General features: G+C 58.3%; 18 protein-coding genes. 7 read left to right on the top strand and 11 right to left on the bottom strand.

Annotated features, from left to right (window positions below; all coding sequences use genetic code 11):
* Nucleotides 1–110 precede the first annotated feature (110 nt).
* The gene (locus H8B15_RS02920; protein WP_187318166.1) at nucleotides 111–2786 is read left to right on the top strand and encodes an alpha-L-rhamnosidase-related protein; all 2676 of its coding nucleotides are present in this window, start codon (nucleotides 111–113) and stop codon (nucleotides 2784–2786) included.
* A gap of 176 nt (nucleotides 2787–2962) precedes the next feature.
* On the opposite strand, the gene H8B15_RS02925 is transcribed toward H8B15_RS02920, so the two are convergent.
* Nucleotides 2963–3712, bottom strand: coding sequence for a DUF481 domain-containing protein (locus H8B15_RS02925; RefSeq protein WP_187318167.1), 750 nt, complete (start codon nucleotides 3710–3712; stop codon nucleotides 2963–2965).
* Between the two features lie 152 nt (nucleotides 3713–3864).
* Here H8B15_RS02925 and H8B15_RS02930 point away from each other — a divergent pair, with 152 nt between their 5' ends.
* The 3 genes from H8B15_RS02930 to H8B15_RS02940 all read left to right on the top strand — a co-directional run bounded on the left by H8B15_RS02930 (nucleotide 3865) and on the right by H8B15_RS02940 (nucleotide 10265).
* Nucleotides 3865–5739 carry a mechanosensitive ion channel family protein gene (locus H8B15_RS02930; RefSeq protein ID WP_187318168.1) on the top strand — a complete coding sequence of 625 codons (1875 nt, stop codon included), beginning with the start codon at nucleotides 3865–3867 and terminating at the stop codon, nucleotides 5737–5739.
* Between the two features lie 184 nt (nucleotides 5740–5923).
* Nucleotides 5924–7537: a glycoside hydrolase family 43 protein gene (locus H8B15_RS02935; RefSeq protein WP_187318169.1), complete on the top strand. Its 1614-nt coding sequence runs from the start codon at nucleotides 5924–5926 to the stop codon at nucleotides 7535–7537.
* A gap of 67 nt (nucleotides 7538–7604) precedes the next feature.
* The gene (locus H8B15_RS02940; protein WP_187318170.1) at nucleotides 7605–10265 is read left to right on the top strand and encodes an alpha-L-rhamnosidase; all 2661 of its coding nucleotides are present in this window, start codon (nucleotides 7605–7607) and stop codon (nucleotides 10263–10265) included.
* Nucleotides 10266–10339: 74 nt separating this feature from the next.
* Here H8B15_RS02940 and H8B15_RS02945 read toward each other — a convergent pair whose 3' ends face one another.
* From H8B15_RS02945 to H8B15_RS02990, 10 genes are all read right to left on the bottom strand, one after another.
* On the bottom strand, nucleotides 10340–11740 hold the full coding sequence (locus H8B15_RS02945) for a T9SS type A sorting domain-containing protein (protein WP_187318171.1): 1401 nt from the start codon (nucleotides 11738–11740) through the stop codon (nucleotides 10340–10342).
* A gap of 399 nt (nucleotides 11741–12139) precedes the next feature.
* Nucleotides 12140–13096: a transketolase family protein gene (locus tag H8B15_RS02950; protein WP_187318172.1), complete on the bottom strand. Its 957-nt coding sequence runs from the start codon at nucleotides 13094–13096 to the stop codon at nucleotides 12140–12142.
* Between the two features lie 74 nt (nucleotides 13097–13170).
* Entirely contained in the window at nucleotides 13171–13689 is a 519-nt protein-coding gene (locus H8B15_RS02955; protein WP_187318173.1) for a hypothetical protein, read from the bottom strand.
* Entirely contained in the window at nucleotides 13686–15131 is a 1446-nt protein-coding gene (locus H8B15_RS02960) for a vWA domain-containing protein (protein WP_343069126.1), read from the bottom strand. The genes H8B15_RS02955 and H8B15_RS02960 overlap by 4 nt, the downstream gene beginning before the upstream one ends.
* Nucleotides 15132–15262: 131 nt before the next feature.
* A complete protein-coding gene (locus H8B15_RS02965) occupies nucleotides 15263–16150 on the bottom strand; it encodes a transketolase (protein ID WP_187318174.1) in 888 nt (295 codons plus the stop codon).
* Nucleotides 16151–16353: 203 nt separating this feature from the next.
* Nucleotides 16354–17655, bottom strand: a complete 1302-nt coding sequence (locus H8B15_RS02970) for a C45 family peptidase (RefSeq protein ID WP_187318175.1) — start codon at nucleotides 17653–17655, stop codon at nucleotides 16354–16356.
* A 166-nt stretch (nucleotides 17656–17821) separates the two neighbouring features.
* Nucleotides 17822–18268, bottom strand: coding sequence for a thioredoxin-dependent thiol peroxidase (gene bcp, locus H8B15_RS02975; protein ID WP_187318176.1), 447 nt, complete (start codon nucleotides 18266–18268; stop codon nucleotides 17822–17824).
* A 179-nt stretch (nucleotides 18269–18447) separates the two neighbouring features.
* The gene (locus tag H8B15_RS02980) at nucleotides 18448–19002 is read right to left on the bottom strand and encodes a lipocalin family protein (RefSeq protein ID WP_187318177.1); all 555 of its coding nucleotides are present in this window, start codon (nucleotides 19000–19002) and stop codon (nucleotides 18448–18450) included.
* Nucleotides 19003–19071: 69 nt separating this feature from the next.
* On the bottom strand, nucleotides 19072–21099 hold the full coding sequence (locus H8B15_RS02985) for a M23 family metallopeptidase (protein ID WP_187318178.1): 2028 nt from the start codon (nucleotides 21097–21099) through the stop codon (nucleotides 19072–19074).
* A gap of 283 nt (nucleotides 21100–21382) precedes the next feature.
* Nucleotides 21383–21997 (bottom strand): fumarylacetoacetate hydrolase family protein, encoded by a 615-nt coding sequence (locus tag H8B15_RS02990; protein WP_187318179.1) that lies wholly within the window; start codon nucleotides 21995–21997, stop codon nucleotides 21383–21385.
* 294 nt (nucleotides 21998–22291) lie between these two features.
* Here H8B15_RS02990 and H8B15_RS02995 point away from each other — a divergent pair, with 294 nt between their 5' ends.
* The 3 genes from H8B15_RS02995 (at nucleotide 22292) to H8B15_RS03005 (ending at nucleotide 24943) form a co-directional block, all read left to right on the top strand.
* Nucleotides 22292–23089, top strand: coding sequence for a M48 family metallopeptidase (locus H8B15_RS02995; RefSeq protein ID WP_187318180.1), 798 nt, complete (start codon nucleotides 22292–22294; stop codon nucleotides 23087–23089).
* Nucleotides 23090–23104: 15 nt separating this feature from the next.
* Nucleotides 23105–23689, top strand: a complete 585-nt coding sequence (locus H8B15_RS03000; protein WP_187318181.1) for a hypothetical protein — start codon at nucleotides 23105–23107, stop codon at nucleotides 23687–23689.
* Nucleotides 23690–24064: 375 nt separating this feature from the next.
* Nucleotides 24065–24943, top strand: coding sequence for a universal stress protein (locus H8B15_RS03005; RefSeq protein ID WP_187318182.1), 879 nt, complete (start codon nucleotides 24065–24067; stop codon nucleotides 24941–24943).
* The last annotated feature ends 229 nt before the right edge of the window (nucleotides 24944–25172 follow it).

The following is a 25172-nucleotide window of genomic DNA, read 5'->3' on the forward strand; positions in this document are numbered from 1 at the left end:
TCGTAGGCGTATCGCAATCTGCGTTTCCACCCAGCCCCTCCTCTTCTATGAAATATACGCTCAAGCCGGCGTGCATACTGCTGGCGTGTTCTTTCCTACCGGCTTGTCATATGCAGAAACCCGTTGCGCTTACCACCACGGCTACTGCCGAAGCAACTGCTGCCGCGCCGGCCGTGTGGCAGTCGGAAGCCTATTCGCTCTACCCCGACCGCGTGGTGCAAGGCGCATACGTGGCCAAGGCGTTGTCGCGCACCGAGCTGGTGTCGAACTACCAAAGCCCGGCCAACGCGTTTGTAGATCCACGCATTGAGTTCAAATTCAGCCTCAACGGCAAAGATAACGAGCTGCCGGTTGGGCAAAACCATACAATGGTGGCCGTGCCAAAAGCAGGGCAAAACAGTTCGCTGGAAACGCCGGTTATTCCCTTCGGCCAGCACTTCGTGGATCCTACCCCGGTGCCGGCTAACACCTACCTAGCACCTAACACCGCGCTAAAGATTCGGCTGGATATGCGGCCGGTGCTGGCAGCGTTTAAGCAGCAAGGCTACTACATCACCGCCAAAGGCGATAAACTGTATCAGGCCGATTTCAAGCAGGTGTTTGTGGCGGGTAGCGTGGCGCCACTGAGCTGGGATTTTGATAATCTGGTAAATAAGCCGGAGCTGGAACTGAAGGACCCCGACGGCGACGGTATTTACGAGGTGATGCTCACGCTGAACACGCCCGCCAACGCCAAAACCACGGCCAGCCGCTGGCAGCAAACCATCAACACCGAAGACTTTCCGCAGTACCACTCCGACTATCCCCTCGCAGACGCGCTCTATAACCTGGCTCTGGAGGAAGCCCGCCGCGCTGTGGAGCCCGATAGCACTTTCCGCACAGGCAAGGAGTGGGCCGGGGTCTGGACACGTGATATCAGCTACTCCATCATCCTGGCGCAGGCCACGTTGCAGCCCAAGGTGGCCATGAACAGCCTCTTGCGCAAGGTCACGCCCGAGGGCCGCATCATTCAGGATACCGGCACGGGCGGCGCCTACCCCTGCTCCACCGACCGCATGATCTGGGCCGTGGCGGCCTGGGAAATCTATAAGGTGACGGGCGACGACGCGTGGCTGCGCAAGGTCTACCCCATCATCACCCAATCCATCGAAGACGACGTGCAGAATGCCTACGACCCGGCCACCGGGTTGGTGCGCGGCGAGTCGTCGTTTCTGGACTGGCGCGAGCAGACCTACCCCCGCTGGATGCAGCCCGTGGACATCTACCAGAGCGAAAACCTGGGCACCAATGCCGTGCACTACCAGGCCAACGTAGTAGCCGCCCACATGGCCCACCAGTTGGGTGATGCTGCCGCTGCCACCCGCCACCAGCAGTTGGCCGCCCGCATCAGGCAAGGCATCAACCAGCACCTGTGGCAGCCCGACAAAGGCTATTACGGCCAGTTTCTGTACGGCCGCAATTTCCTGACGCTTTCCCCCAAAGCCGAGGCGCTGGGCGAGGCATTGAGCGTGTTGTTTGGGGTGGCCGAGGGTGCGCAGGCGCAGCAGGTGGTCAGCAAAACGCCTACCGTGCCGTTTGGGGTTCCGTGCATCTATCCGCAGATTCCGGGCATTCCGCCCTACCACAACAACGCGGTGTGGCCCTTTGTGCAGAGCTACTGGGCGCTGGCCGGCGCTAAAGCAGGCAACGAGGCATCCGTAATGGAAAGCATAGCCGCCATCTATCGCCCCGCGGCGCTGTTCCTGACCAACAAGGAAAACTACGTAGCCGAAAACGGCGACTTTGCTGGCACACAGATCAACAGCAGCAACATGCTTTGGAGTCTCTCGGGCAGCCTGAGTTTGGTGTACAAGGTGCTGTTTGGGATGCAGTTTGAGGCTGATCGGCTGGTGTTCCGGCCCTTTGTGCCGCAGGCGTTGCAGGGCACGCGCACGCTCACAGGCTTTCGGTACCGCCAGGCACTGCTGGATGTGGAGATGAGCGGTTTCGGTAACCAGCTGCAAACCATTACGCTTGATGGTCAGCCGCTGGCCGAGGCCGCCGTACCGGCTACCCTCACCGGCCGCCACCAGCTCCGCCTGGTGCTCACCAGCCAAGCGCCCGCAGCCGCGGCCGTGGCGCGGGTAGCCAACCGCTTCTCGCCCGAAACGCCCGTGGTTGCCTACGCCAACAACCAGCTGACGTGGCCGGCCGTGCCGGGCGCCACGGCCTACCAGCTCCTGAAAAATGGGCAGCTGGCCGGCCGTACCACTGAGCCGCGCTTTACCGTGTCGGCCAATGAGTATGCAGAGTACCAGGTAGTAGCGGTAGGCGCGGCGGGGCTGGAGTCGTTTGCCAGCGAGCCGCTGCCGGTGGGTAGCCGGTCCCAGCAGGTGCAGCTAGAAACCGTGGCTATCAAGTCGGCCCTACCCTACAAAGGCTTCTCGGGCAAGGGCTTTGTGGAAATCAGCAAGACGGAGAATCGTACGCTCACCATTCCCGTAACCGTGGCCGAAGCAGGGCTGTACGCTGTGGATTTTCGGTATGCCAACGGCAACGGCCCCATCAACACCCAAAACAAATGCGCCATCCGCACGCTGCGGCGCGGCGCCGAGCTACTGGGCACGGTGGTGCTACCCCAGCGCGGTACCGGTGAGTGGTCGAACTGGGGATACAGCAATCCGCTACCCGTGCGCCTACCCAAAGGCACCACCCGGCTAACGCTGACCTTCGAGCCAGCCAACGAAAACATGAACGGCGAAGTCAATCAGGCCATGCTGGATTGTGTGCGAGTGGTGAAGTTGTGAGGTTGTGAAATTGTGAATAGAAGTATGGCTGTCATCCTGAGTGCAGCGAAGGACCTTATGCCCGTTGAACGAGTCGTTGGTACGCTTGCCGTTCACACGTGATAAGGCCCTTCGCTGCACTCAGGATGACAGCCATACTTCTATTCACAATTTCACAACCTCACAACTTCACCTTTTCACCTCTTCGTCGCGTAGGAAAAGCCGACGGTAATGTTTGTATTGTCCGGGACTTTGCCTTCGCTGTACTGGCTTTCGTGGGTGTAATTGTAGCTGAAATTGAAGGCCAGGTGGTTGGTGAGCTTGAGGGCGGCCGTGGAGACGTTGCTGAAGCGGTAGTTGTTGAAGTTGGCGAGGGACGGCTGGTAAAACGTGATAGAGCTAACCGTCAGTATTTTAATGGAATAGGTCACCTTCAGTCGCACCGAGTTGCGCGCCGTGAGCTTGGAGGTGCCGTCCTGAAAATTGGTTTTCTCCCGAATAATCAAATTGCTGATCGAGACTTCCCTACCCAGCGTATCGGAGTAAAAGGCCCAGCCCGGCCCGGCACCCAGCTGCACGCGGTCGGTGATGCCGCGCAGGTTGCTACGCTCGAAACCCCCGATGGCATACGCCCGGAAGCGGCCCTTGTAGTAGTAGGGCGTGGCGTTGAGCAGCAATTCGCGCTCCTTCAGCAGGCCGTCTTGCTTGCCGTAGATAAAGCTGCCGTTGAGGGGTAGGCCGTAGTGCTGGCCGCGGGTGAAGGTGAGGGCCTGGGTGGTCGACAGCAGCGCCCGGTTCACGCCGCCTTTGCTGAAAGCGCCCGTCAGCTGCCCATTGTATACGATGAGCGTGGTGTCGCGCTGCTGCTGGTTTTGGGCGCGTGCTGCTGGCACGGCAAGGAGCAGAAACGCCAGCAGCAACAGGCAAAAGCAATACAGTTTTGGCATAGAAATCGAGCTGGGCGAGCCGCAAAGGTAGGGCTGCCGCGCCAATGGGGCAGATGGGCTACGATTAGGAGCGCCCCGAGTATATTGCACGGTCAATGTTGACCGAACCGCACAGAGCCTCTTTTTTATCTGTATTTTCTACCCTTTCAGCTATGCGTTTTTGGCGTGGTTTATTGTTGATTGTTAGCCTGTTAGGGGTAGTAGAGAAGGTAGCGGCCCAAACGCCCGCGCCTACCCAGCGCGACTCCGTCCGCACCCAGGCCCTTACCTCCGACACGCGCCAGCTGCGCCAGCTCGACTCGCTGCGCCGCCAGAACACCGACCGCCTCGTGCAATTGCAGCAAGAGCTGCTCTCGCTGAAAGGCCAGGGCCAAGACCGCATCCGCGAGCGGGAACTGGTGCAGGAGCTGCGCACCCTACAATGGGCCGACTCGCTGCGCCACCTGCGCGCCCGTCAGCACATCGACTCGCTGAAGCGCCACGCCCGCGGCTACCCCGTAGTGCCCCACGACGATACGCTGTTCTACGTGTACACCAAGCTGGGGCCGTTTTCGCCCCAGGAGCGCGCCAACCTCATTGCCGAGAAAGTGCAGCGCCTAGAGTCCGACGTGTTCTTCCGGCCCGACTCCCTGCGCCTCTACCCCTCCGAGCAAACCATCGACCTGATGTACGGCGCGGTGGTCATCCAGAGCATTTCCGACAACGACGCCCTCTGGCTGGATACCTCCCGCGATTCGCTGGCCGTGCGTTACCGGGCGCGTATTGTGCAGGCAGTGTCAGTCTACAAGCAGGAGCATAGCTTTTATAACATTCTGAAGGAGATAGGGTTGGCGCTGCTGGTGCTGGTGATGTTCTTCTTTGCCGTACGTTTCGTCAACCAGTTCTTCCGTTGGGTACAGCTCAAGCTCATCGACCGCGAGGAAACCTGGTTTCGGGGCATCAAACTGGGCAACTACGAGCTGTTTACGCCCCGCCGCGAGCTGGATGCGGCCTTGCTGCTGGTGAATGTGCTGCGCTGGGTGGTCATTTTCCTGGTGATTTACCTGGTGCTGCCGGTGCTGTTCAGCATCTTCCCCGGCACCCAGGACGTGGCCGATACGCTGCTGGGCTACGTGCTCACGCCGCTGCGCAAGATGCTGCTGGCGCTGTGGAACTACCTACCCAACCTGATTACGATTGTGGTGGTCGTCACGGTGTTCCGGTACATTCTGAAGGGCGTGTACTTCCTGAAAGAGGAAATCCGGCAGGGGCATCTTACCATCAATGGGTTCTACCCCGACTGGGCCAACCCCACTTATCAGATTGTGCGGGTGCTCATCTTTGCCTTTCTGCTGGTCGTGATTTTTCCCTACCTGCCGGGGTCTGATTCGCCCATTTTCAAAGGGGTTTCGGTGTTTCTGGGCTTCCTGTTCACGTTTGGCTCGGCGGGGTCGTTGTCGAACATTGTGGCGGGGCTGGTGCTCACCTACATGCGCGCCTACAAGCTGGGCGACCGGGTGAAAATCGGGGACGTGACGGGCGATATCATTGAGAAAAACCTGCTCGTCACGCGCATTCGCACCATCAAAAACGAGGAAATCACCATCCCGAATTCCTCCATCATGAGCAGCTACACCACCAACTACACCAGCGCCGCGCCCACGCTGGGCCTGGTGCTGCACACCACCGTCACCATCGGCTACGACGTGCCCTGGCAGCAGGTGCACAACCTGCTGATAACGGCCGCCTTACAAGCCGAAGGCATCCTGCCCGAGCCCAAGCCTTTCGTGCTCCAAACCAGCCTCGACGACTACTACGTGAGCTACCAGCTGAACGCCTACACCCGCGAGGCCAGCAAGCAGGCGGTGCTGTATTCGCGCATCCACCAGAATATTCAGGACCAGTTCAATGCGGCTGGGGTGGAGATTATGTCGCCCCACTACCGCGCCGTGCGCGACGGCCACCAGACCACCATCCCCCCCGACTACCTCCCAAAAGACTACGAGGCGCCGAAGTTCCGGGTGGAAGGAATGGGCGAAAAAGGGTAGGGAATCCCCAACGGATAACGCGTAGCAGCAAGGCGGCGGAAGCGCAATCGTGCAGCCCGGCGCTACCCTTTCCGGTAAAGAAGCCTAGCGTCAGCAAGAGCCCTCCAAACGGCTGTACGGCAGGCTGCCTGCTTGAATGCCTTTTATTTAGCTATACTGCAAGGAGTATTTAGCTGAATGTATAATGGCACGTATCCTTTTAGGTAGCCCGGCGAAGTGGACCTGTTTCTTCTTGCTTTCACTGCTGGCTGTGGTTTGCATCTCCTACACCGCTGGCTATTCTTCGTTTCAGAAAAGCGCTGCGGCTTCCCTCTGGTCAACAGGTACCGGCCACGTAAGCAGTAAAGACAGCAGCCAGCGCCAGGAAAACCCGGTTATTCCCGGCGACTTTGCCGATCCGTCCATTATCCGGCAAGGGAAGGTGTACTACGCTACGGGCACTTCGTCGGAGTGGGCGCCGCACTTTCCGCTGTTTCAGTCCACCGATTTGCTGCACTGGCAGCCCATGGGCTACGTGCTGCCCAAAACGCCGGACTGGGCCGCTGCTTCCTTCTGGGCGCCCGAGCTGTTCTACCGCAACGGCACCTACTACGTGTATTACGTGGCCCGCCGCAAGAGCGACAATGTCTCCTGCATTGGGGTAGCCACTTCCCCCAACCCGGCGCAGGGCTTCACCGACCGCGGCATTGTGCTGGCCTACGGCAAGGAGGCCATCGACCCGTTCTTGCTGGAAGAAAACGGCCAGCTCTACATCACCTGGAAAGCCTACGGGCTGGACCAGCGCCCCATTGAGTTGCTGGGCAGTCGGCTTTCCGCTGATGGGTTGCGGGTGGAGGGCGAGCCGTTTACGCTGCTGCGCGACGACGCCAAGAAAGGCATAGAAGGCCAGTGTCTGGTGAAGCACGGCGGCTACTACTACCTGCTCTACTCGCTGGGTGCGTGTTGTGGGCGCAACTGTAGCTATCAGGTGGAAGTGGCCCGGTCGGCTACGTTACGCGGACCCTACACCCGATTCGACAATAACCCCATTCTGGCCACCACCCCGGAGTGGAAATGCACCGGCCACGGCACCATCGTGACTTCCGAAGAAGGCAAAGACTACTACCTATACCATGCCTACAGCAAAGCAGACGACGTGTATACCGGCCGGCAGGGTATGCTAGGCGAAGTACGCTGGAACGAGTCGACGGGGTGGCCGACCATCCAGCCGCTGGGCAACGCTGCCGCTCCCGTGCAAAACTTCCGGGACGAGTTTGCCGCAAAAACGCTGGCCGATGCCTGGCAGTGGGATTTTCGCCATAGTCAGCCCACGTGGCAGGTAGCCAACGGGGCGTTGTCGCTGACCGGCCGCCCTACTGCCGATAACCTGACCGGTACGGCCCTGACCGTGCGTCCGCTCGCTGGCTCGTATACCCTGACCACGGAGGTAGCCAAGCCCAACGCAGCCCTGAAGGGGCTGGTCCTCTACGGCGACGCCGGTCAGGCAGTGGGCGTGGGCGTCCGCAACAATGCGGTGGAAGTGTGGGAAGTGAAGGACAAGAAAAGAACGATTCTGCGCACAGCGGCGGTGAAAGCCCGTCAGCCGGTGCAGCTGAAAATGACGGTGCAGAACGGGTACCAATGCCGGTTCTTCTGGCGGAGCAATGGCAAGCAATGGAACGAACTCCCGACGGGCAACTCCTCCTACAACGGCGACTTCCTACCCCCCTGGGACCGTAGCCCCCGGCCCGGCCTGCTCCATCAGGGCAGCGAAACCGAGCCGGCCGTTTTCAGCTTTTTCGAGCTTGCTTATCAATAAAAATCAAAAGGTTGCGCGCTGAATAGAGGAATACTCCATTGTCCAGCGCCTCCCACTAGTTGCTGTTATGCTGAAAACCACGCTGGCTTTTTGCCTGCTCTTGCTTCTCCAGACCACATACGCCAGCTCGCCGGCTGCCATCGTTGGCTTGCAGTGCGAGTACCTGGAGCGTCCCCTCGGCCTCGATGCGCCTACCCCGCGCTTCACCTGGCGGCTGCAAGACGCGCGCCCCGGCGCCCGCCAAACGGCCTACCGCGTGCTGGTAGCTACCGACTCTGTGGCGCTGGCGCAGGGTAGGGGGGCGGTCTGGAACTCGGGCGTGGTGAAAGCGGGCACTACGTTGGTGACGTATGCCGGGCCGGCGTTGCAGCCCTTCACGCGGTACTACTGGCGCGTGGAGGTGAAAGACCACCGCAAGCAGCCGGCCGTCAGCCCCATCACCAGCTTTGAGACTGGGATGCTGGACCAGCGTAACTGGCAGGGCGCCTGGATAGCCGACGCCCACGACCAGCACACCCGGTCGGCACCCTACTTCCGCAAGGTGTTCGAGGCGAAAAACAGTATCAAATCAGCGAGGGCATACGTGGCGGCGGCGGGGTTGTACGAGCTGTCGGTGAACGGGCAACGGGTCGGCAACCATGTGCTGGACCCTATGTATACGCGCTTTGACCGCCGCACGCTCTACGTCACCTACGACATCACCAAACTGCTGCAAACCGGCCAGAATGCCCTGGGCGTGTTGCTCGGCAATGGGTGGTACAACCTGCAATCTACCGCCGTGTGGGACTTCCACAAGGCGCCCTGGCGCGCCCGCCCTACCTTCTGTATGGACGTGCGCATCACCTACACCGATGGCCACGTGGAGACCATTACGACCGGCAAGGACTGGAAAACGGCCCTCAGCCCGGTCATCTTCAACAGCATCTACACCGCCGAGCACTACGACGCCCGCCGGGAGCAGCCGGGTTGGAATACGGTGAATTTCAACGACAAGGAGTGGAAGGAGGTCTTCTTCCGCACGGCGCCTTCGCGGAACATCGTGGCGCAGGCGGTGCGGCCTATTAGGGCGGTGGAGGAGCTGCCGGCCCAAAGCATCCGCCGCCTCAACGATACCACCTACGTGTTCGATCTGGGTAGGAACATTGCGGGCGTGAGCCGGCTCGCGGTGCAGGGGCCGGCCGGTACGGTGGTGCGCCTGAAGCATGGTGAGCGGCTCTACCCCAACGGCCACGTAGACCTGTCGAACATCGACGAGCACTACCGTCCCACCGACAAATCGGACCCGTTTCAGACGGATATTTTCATCCTGGGCGGTAAGGGGAAGGAGAGCTTCCAACCGCGCTTCAACTACAAGGGGTTTCAGTACGTGGAGGTGACGAGCAGCCGTCCGCTGCCACTCACAAAGGAGAGCCTGACGGGCTACTTCCTGCACAGCGACGTGCCCGCCGTCGGCCACGTGGCCAGCGCTAATCTTACCCTCGATAAGCTCTGGCAGGCCACCAACGCCTCCTACCTCTCCAACCTATTTGGCTACCCCACCGACTGCCCCCAGCGCGAGAAAAACGGCTGGACCGGCGACTCGCACATTGCCCTGGAAACGGGCCTGTACAGCTTCGACGGTATTACGGTATACGAAAAGTGGCTGGCCGACTACCGCGACGAGCAGCAGCCCAACGGCGTGCTACCATCCATTGTGCCCACCAACGGCTGGGGCTACGAGTGGGGCAACGGCCCCGACTGGACCAGCAGCGTGGTGCTGATTCCCTGGAACATCTACCTGTTCTACGGCGACCCGAAGTTGCTCGCCGACTGCTACGACAACATGCGCCGCTACGTGGACCATATCACCGAAATCAGCCCTACCCACCTCACCACCTGGGGCCTCGGCGACTGGGTGCCCGTCACGGACAAGCCGCCCGTGGAGTTCACCTCCACCTGCTACTACTACGCCGACGTGGCCATTATGGCGAAGGCGGCGCGGCTGTTTGGCAAAACGGCCGATGCCGCCCGGTACGAGGCGTTGGCCGCTGCCATCCAACAGGCATTCAACGCGAAATATCTGAACCCGCAAACCGGACTCTACGGCAAAGGCACCCAAACTGAGATGAGCATGCCGCTCTACTGGCACCTAGTGCCGGAGGCGGCCAAAGCCCAGGTAGCCGCCAACCTAGCCAAGCAAGTCGCCACCGACAACTACCACCTGAATGTGGGCCTGTTGGGTCAGAAAGCCATCTTAAACGCCCTCAGTGAGAACGGCTACGCCGACGTGGCCTACCGCATTGCGTCCCAGGAAACCTACCCCTCCTGGGGCTGGTGGATCAAGAACGGCGCCACCACGCTCTACGAAAACTGGAACATCCAGGCCAAGCACGATATTTCCCTGAACCACATCATGTTCGGCGAAATCGGTGCCTGGCTCTACAAGGGCCTCGGCGGCATCCACCCCGACCCGGCCCACCCCGGCTTCCGCAACGTGCTGCTCACCCCGCACTTCGTGCCGAATCTCGCGCACTTCGAAGCCAGCCACGAAGCGCCCCAGGGCACCATCCGCTCCGCTTGGTCCCGCACCGGCCGCACCGTGCACTACACTGTGACCGTTCCGCCCAATGCTACGGCTACGCTGCACCTACCAGTAGTAGAGGGCTTACAGGCGTACCGGGAGGGTAGGGCACTGAAGGGCGATGCGGTGCAGCTGGTGGCAGGGAGTTACACGTTTGAGTGGAAGTGAGTTTGTAGGGCTACAAAAAAGTTGTGTGCGTACTGCACTTCGTTGTACAAGTACGCGCTGGCCTTCTGGTTGCGTTACTTCACTTGTTTCACAAAGCGTGTGGTTAGGCGCTGGTCGCCCTTGAGCCAGCAGAGGGTATATACACCTGGTGCCAGCGCGGAAACATCCAGTCGCTTTGCATAGGAGTCAACGAGCATCACCGTTTGCCCCAGCGAGTTAACAACCGTGACTTTTCCTCCTGCTACGTTGCGGTTGCCTTGTAGCGTGAGGTAGTCCGTTGCTGGGTTGGGGTAGACCCGTAGCTCGTCGGTGTTGGTGGCGCGGCGGGTAGTGGCAAGCGGCGTAGCGGTGGCTTGCGCTACCCGCAAGATGGCCGCCGCTGCGCAGGCTTGGCCCATCATCTGGATGGAAGCAGGGGTGATGTAGCGGCGGTCCAGGTTCCAGGTACCATCCGCATCATTGTAGGAGCCGGGGTAGTAGCCCAGCTGGTCGCGGCCGTACTCTATCAGGTAGTCCACTATGTTTTGGGCCGCGGCGAGCCACTTCGGGTTGTGATCTACGTCATAAAAATCCACCAGCATCTCTACTATGTCGCTGCCGCCCCAGAAAGAGATTTCGCTTACCCCCTTGCCCGGCGTGTACCATTGCTTCAGGCAGGCATCGGCCATGGTCCGGGCATCGTCGAGGTAGAAAATATTGCCCGTGAGTTGGTAGAGCTTAAGGGCTAACTGAATGTTGGGCGTGGTTTGGTAGGCGCGGTAGCCCGCCCCGTTTTCGCCGTGCCCTACCAGGCTCCAGCTGCCGTTGGCGTAAAAGGAATACTGATTCAGCAGGTTGGTGCTGCCATCACGCAGCTTCCGGTTCACATCATTAATAAGGTCGTAATAACGTTTGGCAGTATTTAGGTAGGTAGGGTCGGAGCTGTTTTTGGCAATCAGCGCGCAATGGAGTGCCGGCAAAATGGTGGCCTGCGAGTAGAACTTGCCCCACCCCAGTTCTGCTTCTTTTTGCGGAACACCCCAGTTCGCGTCGCGCGCGTTCAGGCAGTAATTGAGGCCAATCAGGGAGCGGTCGTAAAGGCCGCTTTCAGTGGGTAGTACCTGCTGGTAAGCATCCATCAGCGCCAGCCCCACAATGGCGTTGTCGTCGTATAGCGGATCGGCGCCGGGCACAATGTCGGAGGCGTATTTGCCGTGTTGTTGGTATTGGTCCAAGGCATAGGCGTAGGATTTGAGCCGCGCCGTATACTTCGCCGGATTCACCAATGCCCCATAGCGCAGTGCCCGCAGCATATGCGACGCGGGCCACACGTAGCTCGCGCCGCCGCGCTCCACAATCATGTTTTCGTTGGCATCAATTTGCTCCACATATAGCTGCTTACTGGCGTTGTAGAACTTGGTATTGAGCTTATCCAGAATAGCCTCGCCCGCCACTTGGTATTTGTTTTGGCCAAAGGCGGTAGGAGCGAGCAGCAAGCAGCAGGCAATTAGCAATAAAGGGAGGTGCTGCCTGCTGGAAATTACAGTAGAAAAGTTCGGCATAACTCGTCAGCGATAAGTGAAATGAATAGTGAGTTTTGGGCTGATTGTGATTGTAATATAGATATTTATAATATATTATGATCGTTTTAAGTATAAACAATCATTTTAATGTTGCATATTATATCTGAAATTTCAGAGCATTGCCTACTGCTGTAGCGGTTTTATAAACTATGCGTCCCAAAGATGAAGTCCTGAGCTGATCAGTGGGATATTAGACAAAGCCATTTTGTAGTCCGAAGATGCAAGGACGTGTGGTTCACAAAATCGATAAAACAGAAGAAGCCCCAGTAGCATGTAGCTACTGGGGCTTCTTCTGTTTTAACCTTCAGAAATCTACTTCCGGCGGGCCATTACTTTCTCAACAGCTGCCACAATAGCCGCTTCGTTGAGGCCGTATTTTTCCATCAATTGATCGGGGGTGCCGCTTTCGCCGAAGGAGTCGTTTACGCCGACCATCTCCAGGGGTAGGGGCTCCTCGCGGGCCAGCAACTGGGCCACGCTGTCGCCGAGGCCGCCGTTGAGCTGGTGCTCCTCGGCTGTTACCACGCAGCGCGTTTTGCGCACGGAGTTCAGAATGGCTTCCGCATCCAGGGGCTTGATAGTGTGAATGTTAATGATTTCGGCGTTGATACCTTTCTCGGCCAACAGTTTACCAGCCAGGATGGCTTTCCATACCAAGTGGCCGGTGGCAAAGATGCTCACGTCGGTGCCTTCGTTCAGCAGCACGGCTTTGCCAATAACAAACTCCTGGTCGGCAGGGGTGAAGTTGGGCACCACGGGACGGCCGAAGCGCAGGTACACTGGGCCTTCGTGGTCGGCAATGGCGATGGTGGCGGCTTTGGTCTGGTTGTAGTCGCAGGGGTTGATAACGGTCATGTGCGGCAGCATCTTCATCATGCCGATATCCTCCAGAATCTGGTGGGTAGCACCGTCTTCGCCCAGCGTCAGGCCCGCGTGCGAGGCGCAGATTTTCACGTTTTTCTGCGAATACGCAATGCTCTGCCGGATCTGGTCGTACACGCGGCCAGTGGAGAAGTTGGCAAACGTACCCGTGAAGGGAATCTTACCACCAATCGTCAGACCGGCAGCCAGACCCATCATGTTGGCCTCGGCAATACCTACCTGGAAGAAACGCTCGGGGTTGTCCTTGATGAAGGCATCCATTTTGAGCGAGCCTACCAAGTCAGCGCACAGCGCTACTACGTTAGGGTTGGTTTTGCCCAGCTCGTGCAGGCCGGCGCCGAAGCCCGAGCGGGTGTCTTTGGATTCGGTGTAGGGGTAGTCTTTCATGGAATGGGGGAGTAGGGAAGTAGGTTTTTTCTGGAGTGAGTCGAGGATTCAGATATTATCGAAAACAAGTAGTATCAAAATCGAATTTTGTCGCGCTGGCAATATCCTTTACTACCCGTATTGAGACAACCCTCATATAATCGGCGTCCGATAATAGAAGAGTAGGAAGTATCACCGCCCGCAATGATCAAGCGCACGGGTGGGGCCTCGCTATTGACAATAGTGACAGTCTTATCTGCACGGTGGCATTTGGGGCAGATGTAATAGCCGAAAATATTCTTGTGCAGACGCAATGGGAAGCGTACTATCAATGTAGAAGAGTCTATAGTAGAAGAGCCTACATACAAAGTGTCTTGTCCAATGCCCGGATAGAAAAATAAGTCAGTTGATGCAGGAGATACAGGAAATACATAGCTACCTGAACCGTGTGCTTCACCTGTATAAAATCGACGGTTTACATCCATCGCTAACAACTGCCCCTCCGTAACTGAGTAGGGCGGCAAAACTATTAATTGTACCTGCAAGACGGGTGGCTTGATGGGGCTGAAAGTAAGACCCCCTCCCAATAATAACGTGCTGAATAAGCCTTTCATTTTCCAAACAAGCTAACTGAGGTAACCTGCCCCGAGCGAATAGAAAAATTGCGCGTGTCGGTGAATTTGCTGCCCAGCGCGTTGGCCGAGCGGAACACCAGGCGGTAGTTGCCCGGCTGCATGGGCAGATTGAGTTTCGATGAGCCGCCATCGGGGAGGGTGTACACCCACGTCTGGGAGTCGTCCTGGTTCACTTGGTAGATGCTGCCGTAGCCTTTCAGGTCTGACACGATATTAAGCGTGCCGGGTGCCTCGTAGGTTACGGCCGTTTCCTGGCCCTGCTTCACCGTGATGCGGCGCACCAGGCGGGGTAGGGTCAGGAGCTCCACCTCGTAGTTGCCAGCCAGCAGCTTTTGCTTCGCCCCGAAGGGTAGGGCCACCACCGTGGCGGCATTGCCCTGCGCCCGTACCACGGCCCGCACCGTGCCGTAGGGGTTGGGCGTGAGCGACGGATTGCGGAGGGCCAGCGTGCCCTGGGGCGTTTTGTACGTCAGCACGTTGGCCTTGCCGGGGCGGATGGGTAGGTTGCGCTGCACCACGGGCGGCACGGTGTTTATTACCAGGTCGTAGCTCTGCAAGGCGTCTACGTCCAGCACGTCGGGCTTGCCCTGGGCGTCGCGGTAGTGCACGTAGTTGTACTCCGGCTGCTCGGTCACATTGTTGAGGAACGTGAGGTTGACGTTGCTTTCCACCGGCCTACCCTGCTCGTCGGTGAGGTTCACGGCCACGGTGGTTTTGCTCAGGGTTTGGGCAATCACGTCGTTGAGCACCGTGCGGAAGGTGCCCACGTCGGCGGCGTTGTAGTACTGGCCCAGGCATTCGAGCTGTCGGCCAAATTCCTTTTCTGCCCCAATGCCAATCACAAACGGCTTCAGAAACACCCGCTTGCGCTGCAACGCCAGCGCCGTAGCGCAGGGGTCGCCTTTGCAGGATTCAAGGCCGTCGGTGATGAGGATGAGCACGTTGCGGGAGTTGGGGTCGGTAGGGAAGTCCTGGGCCGACTGTTGCAGGGAGTAGGTGATGGGCGTGTTGCCCTTGCCTTCGATGGTCTTAAGCTTCTCGCGGATGGCGCGGGCGTTTTTGCTGGCAAACGGCACCTCCAGCCGCGAGTCCTCGCAGTTGTTTTCCTTCGCCAGGTGCTGGTGGCCGTACACGCGCAGGGCCAGTTGCAGGTTAGGGTAGGTGTCGAGCGAGTCGGCCATTTTGGCCAGCAGGCGCTTGGCAACGTCCATACGCGGGCCGCCTTCCCAGGGCGCATTCATCGAGCCCGAAGCATCGAGCAGGAACAGAATGCGGGTGGTGCGGGGCTTGCTTTCCTGGGCGCGTAGGGGGGCGGCGAGTAGCAGGAGACTACCCAACAGAAACCCACATACGCGTCCTGGTGTCAGCATACGGTAGACCCCACCCCCCGGCCCCCTCCCCTCCGGGAGAGGGGGAGCCACGGCAGTTTTGCTTATTCGTGAATACAGACCGTCATGCTGAGCTTGTCGAAGCATCTCGCGTGCTGATGTGAAATAGTATCTGTCGTCAGCACGCGAGATGCTTCGACAAGCTCAGCATGACGTTCGGGGGATTAATAATCCCCCGCTTCTTCTACCAGCAGCTGCTGCAAGGCTTTTTCCAACTGCTCGTCGTTGGGGGCGGTGCCGTGCCACTTGTGCGTGCCCATCATGTAGTCCACGCCGAAGCCCATCTGGGTGTCCATCAGCAGCATTACGGGCTTGCCGTTGCTCAGCAGCGACTTCGCCTCGTCCAGCGCCGGTAGCAGGGTTTCGAACTGGTTGCCGTCGGCTTCCAGCACCTGCCAGCCGAAGGCCTCGAACTTGGCGCGCAGGTCGCCGAGGCCGCCGATTTTCTCCGTGGGGCCGTCAATCTGCTGGCCGTTGCGGTCTACAATGGCAATGAGGTTGTTTACGTTATGATGCGGGGCATACATGGCGGCTTCCCACACCTGACCTTCTTCCAGCTCACCGTCGCCCATGAGCACGTACACGGTGCGGTCGTCGTTGTTGAGTTTCTTGGCTTGGGCGGCGCCCGTAGCCACGCTCAGTCCCTGGCCCAGCGAGCCGCTAGCTACGCGCACACCGGGCAGGTGCTCGGCGGTGGTAGGGTGGCCCTGCAAGCGCGAATCGAGCTTGCGGAAGGTGTTCAGCTCACTTACCGGGAAATAGCCCGAGCGCGCCAGCACAGAGTACAGAGTAGCCGAAATGTGGCCGTTCGACAGGAAAAACAGGTCCTCGCCGATGCCATCCATCGAAAACTCAGGGTTGTGCTTCATCACCTTGAAGTACAACGCCACCAACAGATCGGTGCAGCCCAGCGAGCCGCCGGGGTGGCCCGAGCTAACGGCGTGCACCATGCGCACGATGTCGCGCCGCACCTGGGCGGCAATCTGCTTGAGCTGGGGAATGGATTTGGGTTCCAAAGAAACTGGGGGCGCGGGGGCAATCGGCTGCGTCATTATGCGTGAGAGTAGGTATGGCGGTAAAGGTAGCAAGGATTGCCACACTCCCAAATGCCCCCATTGATTTACCCTTAACAGGGATGAATAAGGCCTATTCTAAGATACTAACCCACTTTTTAAGAACACAATCGTTTGTGATAGGAGTACGGCAGTAAGATAGGCTGCTATATAGGATAGCAGGTTTTCCCAGTAGGCTCAACTCACGGTCTTAAGATGTTGAAGGAAGCGAAGTCTCCCTTCGCTGTTTCCTGATTCTGTAGCACCGGTAGCGTTGGATTTAAGACCCGTTTACTCGCAACGTAGAAGCAATATTGAAGTTCTTCTCGGTTTGTTTTCAGCCTTAAACGCCAGCCAGTGGGCGTTTTTTGCATGAAATGCAGAAAATTATACTCGCCTTTAATCTCTACGGCAACAGATTTTGCCCCTACGTAACCGGGCAACTCAATCACGGTGTTAGCTTCTTCTGTACCCCGAAGATTCGTCAGCAACGCAGTGGGTTTCCAACTAGGTTTTCTGAGCGATTCCAACACCTGCATTGCTTCTTTATTCTTACCCTCAATGGCTAGTACCTCTGCTTTCGTAAACTGGACTTCGGTGCTGTCCAGGCGCTTGTTGGTATACATATACTGTTCCCACAGCGGAAAAAGGACGTTTGCGGCAGCGAATGCTTTATCGATATAGAAATCGTTTAAAAATGCCATGCGCAACAGCGATTCTCTTTGGCCCGCCTTGAATTGACCTTCTTGCAAAAAGCGACTGACTGCTTGCGATGTAGCGTTCGTCTTCAAAACAGCAGCAAGGCGCTGACTAGCATTTTGCGGAAATTTGCTTGCCAACAGAATATGTTGGTTGCCTTGCTTTAGCAAGTCGGCCACGCTCGTGTGCCAAGGCGTTTGGTATTCCTCGGCCAGATAAAACCAGATTTCCCCGGTAGATAGGTTGTAAATATTGGTGTAAACGGAGGTTGTAAACTCACGCTGAGACGTAGCGGCCGCAATCCTGAGAAGGCTTGCATGACTGACACCATTTTCCGCCAGCAGTTTCTGCGCAATGGGGTAACGCCAGCAGCTCTGCTTCTGCGGACCAGTAGCACACACGTTGAAATTGGTGGAAGTGAGCTGCTTGGTCGCCTGAAGGATGGTGTCAGGAGCAATAACAGCTAGATTACCATATTTATCGGCGATATGGATTTGGTCCCCCAAGTCGGGCAAATAGTACGTGTCCCACAAGGCCAGAAATTCCGGCACCGATTTGCAATGCTGAAGCATATATTCCAGCATGTTGCCATGCGGAAATGGCTTTTTACCAACGCGTAGTTTGTACTGCTGCGGTGGCGGCAACGCATTAACGTCAAAAAAAAGGCCTGCCTCGTTTACGCCCCCTTGCACGCTGCTTTGGGGAGAGCCGTAGGTGAGGGTGAGGTAGCCCAGCGTGTGCTTGTCCTTGGCGGGAAAGACATTCACATAGTTAGAAGACGTATGAAAAAAGTCTTCGTTATTCATGGCCCACGTCTGGCCCTTTCTATCTGTACCCGAAACGATAGTGCAGGCAAATAGCCAGCTTGCGGGGACGAATAGCAAAAGCAGAAGTAGGGCAGTTCGCATGAGCAGTAAGCACTGTAATGATCAAGCGCTACCCTACTTGCCAAATAGCATCGGGTATCGTGCCCTAAGCTAACTGCTCGGTGTGGTTTTTCGTGTCTACTTTCTTGATAACCTTCTCAATCAGACCTTCTTCGTCGATGAGGAAGGTAGTGCGCACGATGCCCATGTAGGCGCGGCCATAGTTTTTCTTTTCCTGCCACACGCCATAGGCCTCTACCAGTTGCTTGTCGGTATCGGCGAGCAGGGGGAAGGGTAGGTCGTACTTCAGGGCGAATTTCTTGTGCGAGGCTTCGCTATCGGTACTCACACCGAGCACTTGCACGTTTTTGGCGGTTAGCTCTTCCTGGTGGTCGCGCAGGTTGCAGGCCTGGGCCGTGCAGCCGGGCGTGTCGTCTTTGGGGTAGAAGTAGAGCGCCACTTTCTTGCCTCGAAAATCGGAGAGGCTAACGGTGTTGCCATCCTGGTCGGTGGCGGTGAAGGCAGGGGCGGTATCGCCGGCTTGTAGGGCCATAGTGGTGAAATTGTGAAATTGTGAAATGGTGAGTAAAAAGACGTCTGTCATCCTGAGCTTGCGAAGGACCTTATGCCCGTAGAACGAGTCGGTGCTACGATGGTCGTTCTACCGTGAGAAGATCCTTCGCAAACTCAGGATGACAGATGCTTTCTATCGTCAAGCAATAACTGCCTACCCTAAAACGCAGGCGGAGCCTGCTGCGTGAAAATCAGCTTTTCAACCGGAAAGCCCAGTTCTTTCCCGCGCTGCACCAAATCATTTTGCACCACCACGGGCAGTTGCGGGGTGCGGCTTAGGATCCATAAGTTTTCGCGGCTGGGCTCGCCTACCAGCGCGTAGCGGTAATCAGAGTCGAGGGCCAGAATCCAGTAATCGCCTTTGAAAGGCCAGAAAAACTGCACTTTCAGCTTGGCATTGGTGGTGGGGTCGGCTACGGTGGCGAGGCCCTCGGCCTTTTTTACTTTGCCGGTGGGGGTGTGCTTGTGGCAGGTGTTCACCACGGTCACGTCGCCATCGGGGCGAATGGTGTACTGGGCCGTCACGCTGGTGCAGTCCTTCTCGAAGGAAGCGGGTAGGCGGGCAATTTCGTACCACTTGCCCGCGTAGCGCGGCAAATCAACGTAGGGGACGGTAGGCAGCGGCTCATGGCGGCGCGATTTGGCGTACAGAGCAGCCACGGCAGCCACGGTGGTGGCCACGGCTCCTACAATAATGGGGCGGCGTGCAGACATAGCGGAGATTGGTTGAGGTCAAACGAAGCTCTTTCTACGGACGATGCCGCGAAAAGTCGGCCGCAGGGCCTATTTCAGCTTTACCGGAATTACTTTTTTATTACCAGCCTGATCTACCAGGTGCAGCTCGGCAGTGCCGTGCAGGGGCGGGCCCAGGGTGTCTTCCTTCACCGTAAACAGGGTAGCGTTTTTGTACTCGTAGCGCAGCAGGCGCCACTGCCCGTTCACGAGCAGGCGGTAGCTACTCAGGCCCGAGAGGTTGTCGCCGACTACAAAGGTGAGGCCGGCGGGCGTGTTGCGAAGCACCCGCGCCGAGGGCGCAATGGTGTCCGTGAGCACCCGAAACACGCCGAACGTTTTGATGGGCGTGGTAATCTGGTTGCCGGCCCACTGGCCTCCCTGATAAATTTTACCGCCCTTCGAGTTGATCATATACACCGCCGAGCGGGCCTTGTCGGTCACTTCCTGCTCTGGCTTCAGGGTCAGGCGCAGGGCTTGCAGCAGGGGCGTGCGGATGTTCTGCACGGTGTAGGTGCCGCCGTTCAGGGGCTGGTAGCTGGTTTGCAGATACAGCGTGTCGAACAGCGTGCGGGGGGCAAAGGCTAGGTTCAGGTGGGTGTCGGCGAAGGTCCAGTCGCGGCCGCTGGGCACCAGGGCCTGCCGGTTGAAGGCGCGGCGCACTTTCCCGAACAGCAGCGAGTCGGGGAGGCCGGCGCGCAGGTCGTAGAGGTACACGTTTTGGCTTTGCTGCACGTAGCTGGGGCGCAGCTGCAAGCGCCGGGCACCGCGCGTGAGCGTGAGGTTGCCTACCTGGGTAGCGGTGTCGGGGTCGGCTACCAATACCTTTAAGATATTGCGCGTGATGTCATAGCGAAGGCTGGGCTGTTTTACAGCCGCCGAGCGGGTTTTGAAGTAGGCCGGCTGCTGCCCGCGCAGCACAAACGACACCGGCGTGGTATTGCCGTAGGAGTCGCGCATGTTGATTTCCACAGTGTAAAGCTGCCCGTCCTCCACCCGCAGCGTGCCCTTGCCGGGCCCGGTGGTGTAGAGCGGAATGGTGTTGCCATCATCCACAAACAGCTTTTCCAGCGTGCGGCCGGTCATCTTCTGCCAGTCGTAGTCGATGTGGTCGGAAATCTGGCGCGATTCCGTGAAGGGCACGCCGTCGATGCGGTGCTCGTACAGGGGCTGCCCGTTCACGGTCACGGCCACGTGTTGCAGGCCGTACTTGTTCCACACCCCATCAAACCGATCCACGGCTTGCAGCAGCAACCCTACCGTGCCGTACGCCTGAATGGTATCGGGGTGGGTATAGGGGGCGTTGGGTGTAGGCGTTTTGGGCAGAAACACGCGCTTCTCAAACAGGCCCTGCACCCGGGCATCAATGGTGAGCGGCTCCACGGCAAACGAGAGTAGGGTAGGGGCCACGTGGTCCTGAATCTCGGGGAAGCCGCCCCACTGCAAGGGATTCAGCTGCTCGTCTTTGGCGGTGCGCACCTCCCAGTGCACGTGCGGCCCGCCCGAGCCCCCCGTATTGCCCGACAGCGCCACCACCTGCCCACGCTTCACTGGAAACTGGTCCTTATCAAAAAACAGCTCCAGCTCGTAGGTCTGCTTCTGGTACTGGCGCCGCAGCAGCGTATCGGCCACGGGGCCGAGGAAGCGGTTGAGGTGGCCATACACCGTCGTCAGGCCGTTGGGGTGGGTGATGTAGAGCACGTTGCCGTAGCCGAAGCTGCTCTGCTTCAGGCGCGAAACGTAGCCGTCGGCGGAGGCATACACCGGCAAATCCACCCGCCCATCGGTCTTGATGTCGAGGCCGCCGTGGAAGTGGTTGGGCCGGATTTCGCCCATGCTGGCCGCCAAGAAGTTAGGCTTGCCGGGCTTGATGGGAAATAGGAAGTAGCCTTTGGGCACCTCTACGGGCGTAAATGGCCGGTTGGGTACCACCACCGAGGAAGAATCGGGGGCAGCCGGGGTAGGGGCGCCGGGCGCGGGCACCTCGCCGGCAAACGGGGCCGGCCGCAGGCCCAGCGTAGTCAGCAGCAGGGTAGCCACCGTAGCGCCCAGCCGCCAGCCGGAAAAAGAATAGGGCATTCTGGAAAGGAAATCGGAGAGATGGGGTAGGGAGTTTAGAAGTTAGAAGTTGAGGAAGTCAGAACGGATTCCCCTCCTTTTTTTAAGGAGGGGTGCCCGCAGGGCGGGGTGGTAAACGTCGTTGAACGACGGCTAGTTTTAGCTTTTCTAGCCTCTAGCTTTCTAGTATCGTTCTGACGACTTTACCACCCCGGCCTGCGGCCACCCCTCCTTAAAAAAGGAGGGGAGCTAGATCTAAACCTAGTCTTAGCTTCTAGCTATAAACTCCCAACTGCACAAAAAATTATTTAACCGCTACGTCCAGCACGCGTTCCTGCTCGATGAAGCCCACCAGCCGGTCGCCGATTTGTACGGGGCCGACGCCGCTGGGCGTGCCGGTGAAAATCAGGTCGCCGATTTTCAGGGTGATGAAGCGCGAGATGTAGCTGATGATGGCGTCGAAGGGATGCAGCATCAGGCTGGAGTTGCCCTGCTGCCGCACTTCGCCGTTCACTTCCAGCCGGAAATTGATGTTCTTGAGGTCGGCGAAGTCGCCTACGGGTTTAAACACCGTACCCAGCGGCGCCGAGCCGTCGAAGCCCTTGGCCAACTCCCAGGGTAGACCCTTGGCTTTCAGCTTGCTTTGCAGGTCGCGGGCCGTGAAATCGATGCCCAGGCCAACGGCATCGTAGTACGTATGGGCAAATTTCTCCTCAATGTTTTTGCCGTTTTTGCTGATGCGCAACACCAGCTCCAGCTCGTGGTGCACATCCTGCGAAAAATCGGGGTAGAAGAAGGGCATGCCGCGCTGGAGCAGCGCCGTGTCGGGCTTGGCGAAGATGACGGGCTCGGTAGGCGTTTCGTTTTGCAGCTCAGCAATATGGTCGGCGTAGTTACGGCCGATGCACAGTATTTTCATGCGAATCAGGAGAGTCTGGTAGGTAGGACGTTATTGGCGGCGGACCGTATGGCAAGCTGAGCCGTAGAAACTCAGCGCACGTACCGCATAACATGCGTAAGCATCAAAAGTAGGCCTTCTGTTGGCGGGGCGCAACCCAAAGCGGCGGCCCTACCCCGGAAAGAGAACATTTTACCCAATGCCTGTCGTATAGCACACCACAGGCTACTACGTGCTGGTCGTCCCAATGTTAAGTGGTCGGGCAGCGTGGTAGTCTACTCGATTCCCTTTCTCTCTCCCCAAACCACTCATACGATGCTTAAAAAGGTTATAACAGTTGCCAGCCTCTGTGTGCTGAGCGCCTGCGCTACAGTTCCTATCACGGGCCGCCGCCAGCTTAGCCTGGTGCCCGAAAGCGAAGTAATCAGCCTAGCCCAGCAGCAATATAAGCAGGTACTGGACACCAGCAAAGTAATCAACAGCGGCGCGCAGGCTGCTATGGTGAAGCGCGTTGGTCAGCGCATTCAGCAGGCCGTAGAAACGTATTTTCGTCAGCAAAACCAGTCGGAGCAACTGGCCGGCTACCAGTGGGAGTTCAATCTGATTCAGGACGACAGGCAGCAGAACGCCTGGTGTATGCCCGGCGGTAAGGTGGTGGTATACACCGGTATCCTACCCATCACGCAGGACGAAAACGGCCTGGCCGTGGTGATGGGCCACGAAATTGCCCACGCCGTAGCCCGGCACGGCTCTGAACGCATGAGTCAGCAGGAGGCCCAACAAGTGGGCGGTAGCCTGGTGAGTGCAGCCCTCACCGGCCGGTCGCCGGCGGCCCAGCAGCTGGCGGCGCAGGCGTTTGGTTTGTCTACCAGCTTAGGTATTCTGCGTTACGGCCGCAACCAGGAGTCGGAAGCCGACCATTTGGGCCTTATCTTTATGGCCATGGCCGGCTACAATCCGCAAGGCGCCATTACGTTCTGGCAGCGTATGGATGCCCGCGAAAACCAAGCCGCGCCACCTGAGTTTCTGTCCACTCACCCCTCCAATGGTACGCGCATCGCGGACATTCAGCGGGAGTTGCCGGAGGCACAGAAATACTATAAGGCCCGCTAATTATCTATCGTATTTATGCTCCATTTCCTCCGTTTGCCGGTCCGCTTAGTTGGTGTTGCGTTGCTGAGCTTGCTGCTGCTGCCCGCCTGCGAAACCTCCAAGCGTAGCTTCCCGGAATTTGGCACGCCTCCTTCGGATAACCCGGAGGAGGATGCCGCTCGCCGCCGCCGAACGGAAGGCAACACCAAGCTGGTGGCCTGGGCCAGCACCAAAGACGACAACGTGGAGTACGTGGTGCCCCGCGCCCAGCTGGCTACGGAGTTTATCCGGCAGTTCGGCGACGGCACGGTGGTAGACCGCGTCACGATTCGGAAGGTGCAGGACACGCCCCAGGACAAGGCCGTGTACTACGTGGTAGGGTTGGGCCTGCGCAACGGCATGTTCCAGGCCATGGCCATTCCGCTGCAAACATCTTCCGATAACTCGCTGTATATGACCTCCAACGCAGCCCGCTATATTATTACCAGCGTGGGCTGCACCATGTGCTTCTTTAACTTCGAGAACAGCCAGATAACAGGCACTACCTGCGCCGAAAACAACGGCGGTGGCCGCTGCGACTTGCGCGTAGAAAACGGCAACACTTTTTTCGTCCGCCAATGATCAGCCGCAAATGGATTCTGCGCCTCTCCTTCACCGCCGTGGCCCTGCTTATTACAACGGATAGGGGTAGGAAAGCGAAAAAGAAAGAGTAAAGTAAGTGTCCTCCCGAATGCAGTGAGGGAGGACACTTTTAACCGCATTGTTATGACAATTATCAGCCCCGCAGCTGATGCATGTCATGGAAGACGGGTGACCAGTGGATGATCTTTACATCGCTACCCCACAGTGCTACCCTGCTTCCACACAAGAGGTAGGGGCAAGTCAGCAACGAGGACAGCCTGAAAAGAGCACCCACTACACTCGCTCCTGAAGGGCACTACCCGTTGACAAGCCAAGCAATATAAGGCAGCTACCACTCACGTAAGCGCCATTGCCATGCGTCCTACCCTTCTTGTACTAACTGACTTTTCTGCGGGAACCAACCGGTCGTTGCAAGTGGCGGCAAGCCTAGCCCAACCGCTGGACGCGGAACTGGTTGTGCTACACGTGCACCGCGATTCACTGCTGGACCCGGAGCGGTTTACGGGCAAGCTTTCCAAAGAAAGCTATGAGGTAACCATGCGGGCGCTGCATAGTCTCGTGTGCCAACTTCCTATACCAGCCGTGGCCGAGGTAGGCCAAGGCCTGCTTCCGGATGTGGTAGCCGACGCCATACGCCGCTACCATCCGTTGCTATTAGTGCTCAGTCGCCCGGCTGCGGATAACGTGCCCGATGAGCTGGCCACTACTACCGCCTTGCAGCTATTGCGTACCAGCAGCATTCCCCTGCTGGTAGTGCCGCCGGCTACGGCCAAGACCACGGCTCCGCAGCACGTGCTGCTGGCTGCCGATGGTGCCGCATTTGGGCTGGGTGAGCACGGCGACGCCCTACGCCACGTGCTGGCGGCCCTGCACGCACCCATCACCCTGGTGCACGTCACCGAATCGGCAACCCAGCACACAGCGGCGCAAGCCTACGAAACAATTGCTGCAACAGGACTGACGCGGGGCTTGCCGCGGGTTTCTACCAGCCACATCTGCCACGCCAGCCCCGCAGAGGGGCTTCTGCAAGCCGTGGCAGAGCAACGCGCCGACTTGCTAGTCGTCCTGGCCCGGCCGCGTAGCGTGTGGGGCGAGCTGTTTCATCGCAGCGTAACGGCGCAGCTGCTCTTGCATAGTCCCGTGCCAATGCTGGTGCTACCCGTCCAGAATGCGCCCGCCCATAAACACCCTCCCAAGCCAAGGGAAATAGATGGTTTGTTATACACTACCTAAAAGACAGACGGTAAGCCGTTGCCACTGTAGTCCGCAGGTGGTAGGTAGAATTACTCAAGAAGGTGCCCGATTAGGAATTCGTGATGGTACGTTGCACAACGTGCTGCACGTTCTGATTTATTCTCCTACCCGTGTGGGTGAAGGTTCACCCTTGCGCTGCGCGAGCTAAGAGTACCAGGATAAATAGAGCGGATGTGCCTGCCGCTTAGTGCATTGTCTGAAGAAAGGA

The sequence above is a fragment of the Hymenobacter citatus genome (assembly GCF_014333615.1).
Lineage (GTDB): Bacteria > Bacteroidota > Bacteroidia > Cytophagales > Hymenobacteraceae > Hymenobacter > Hymenobacter citatus.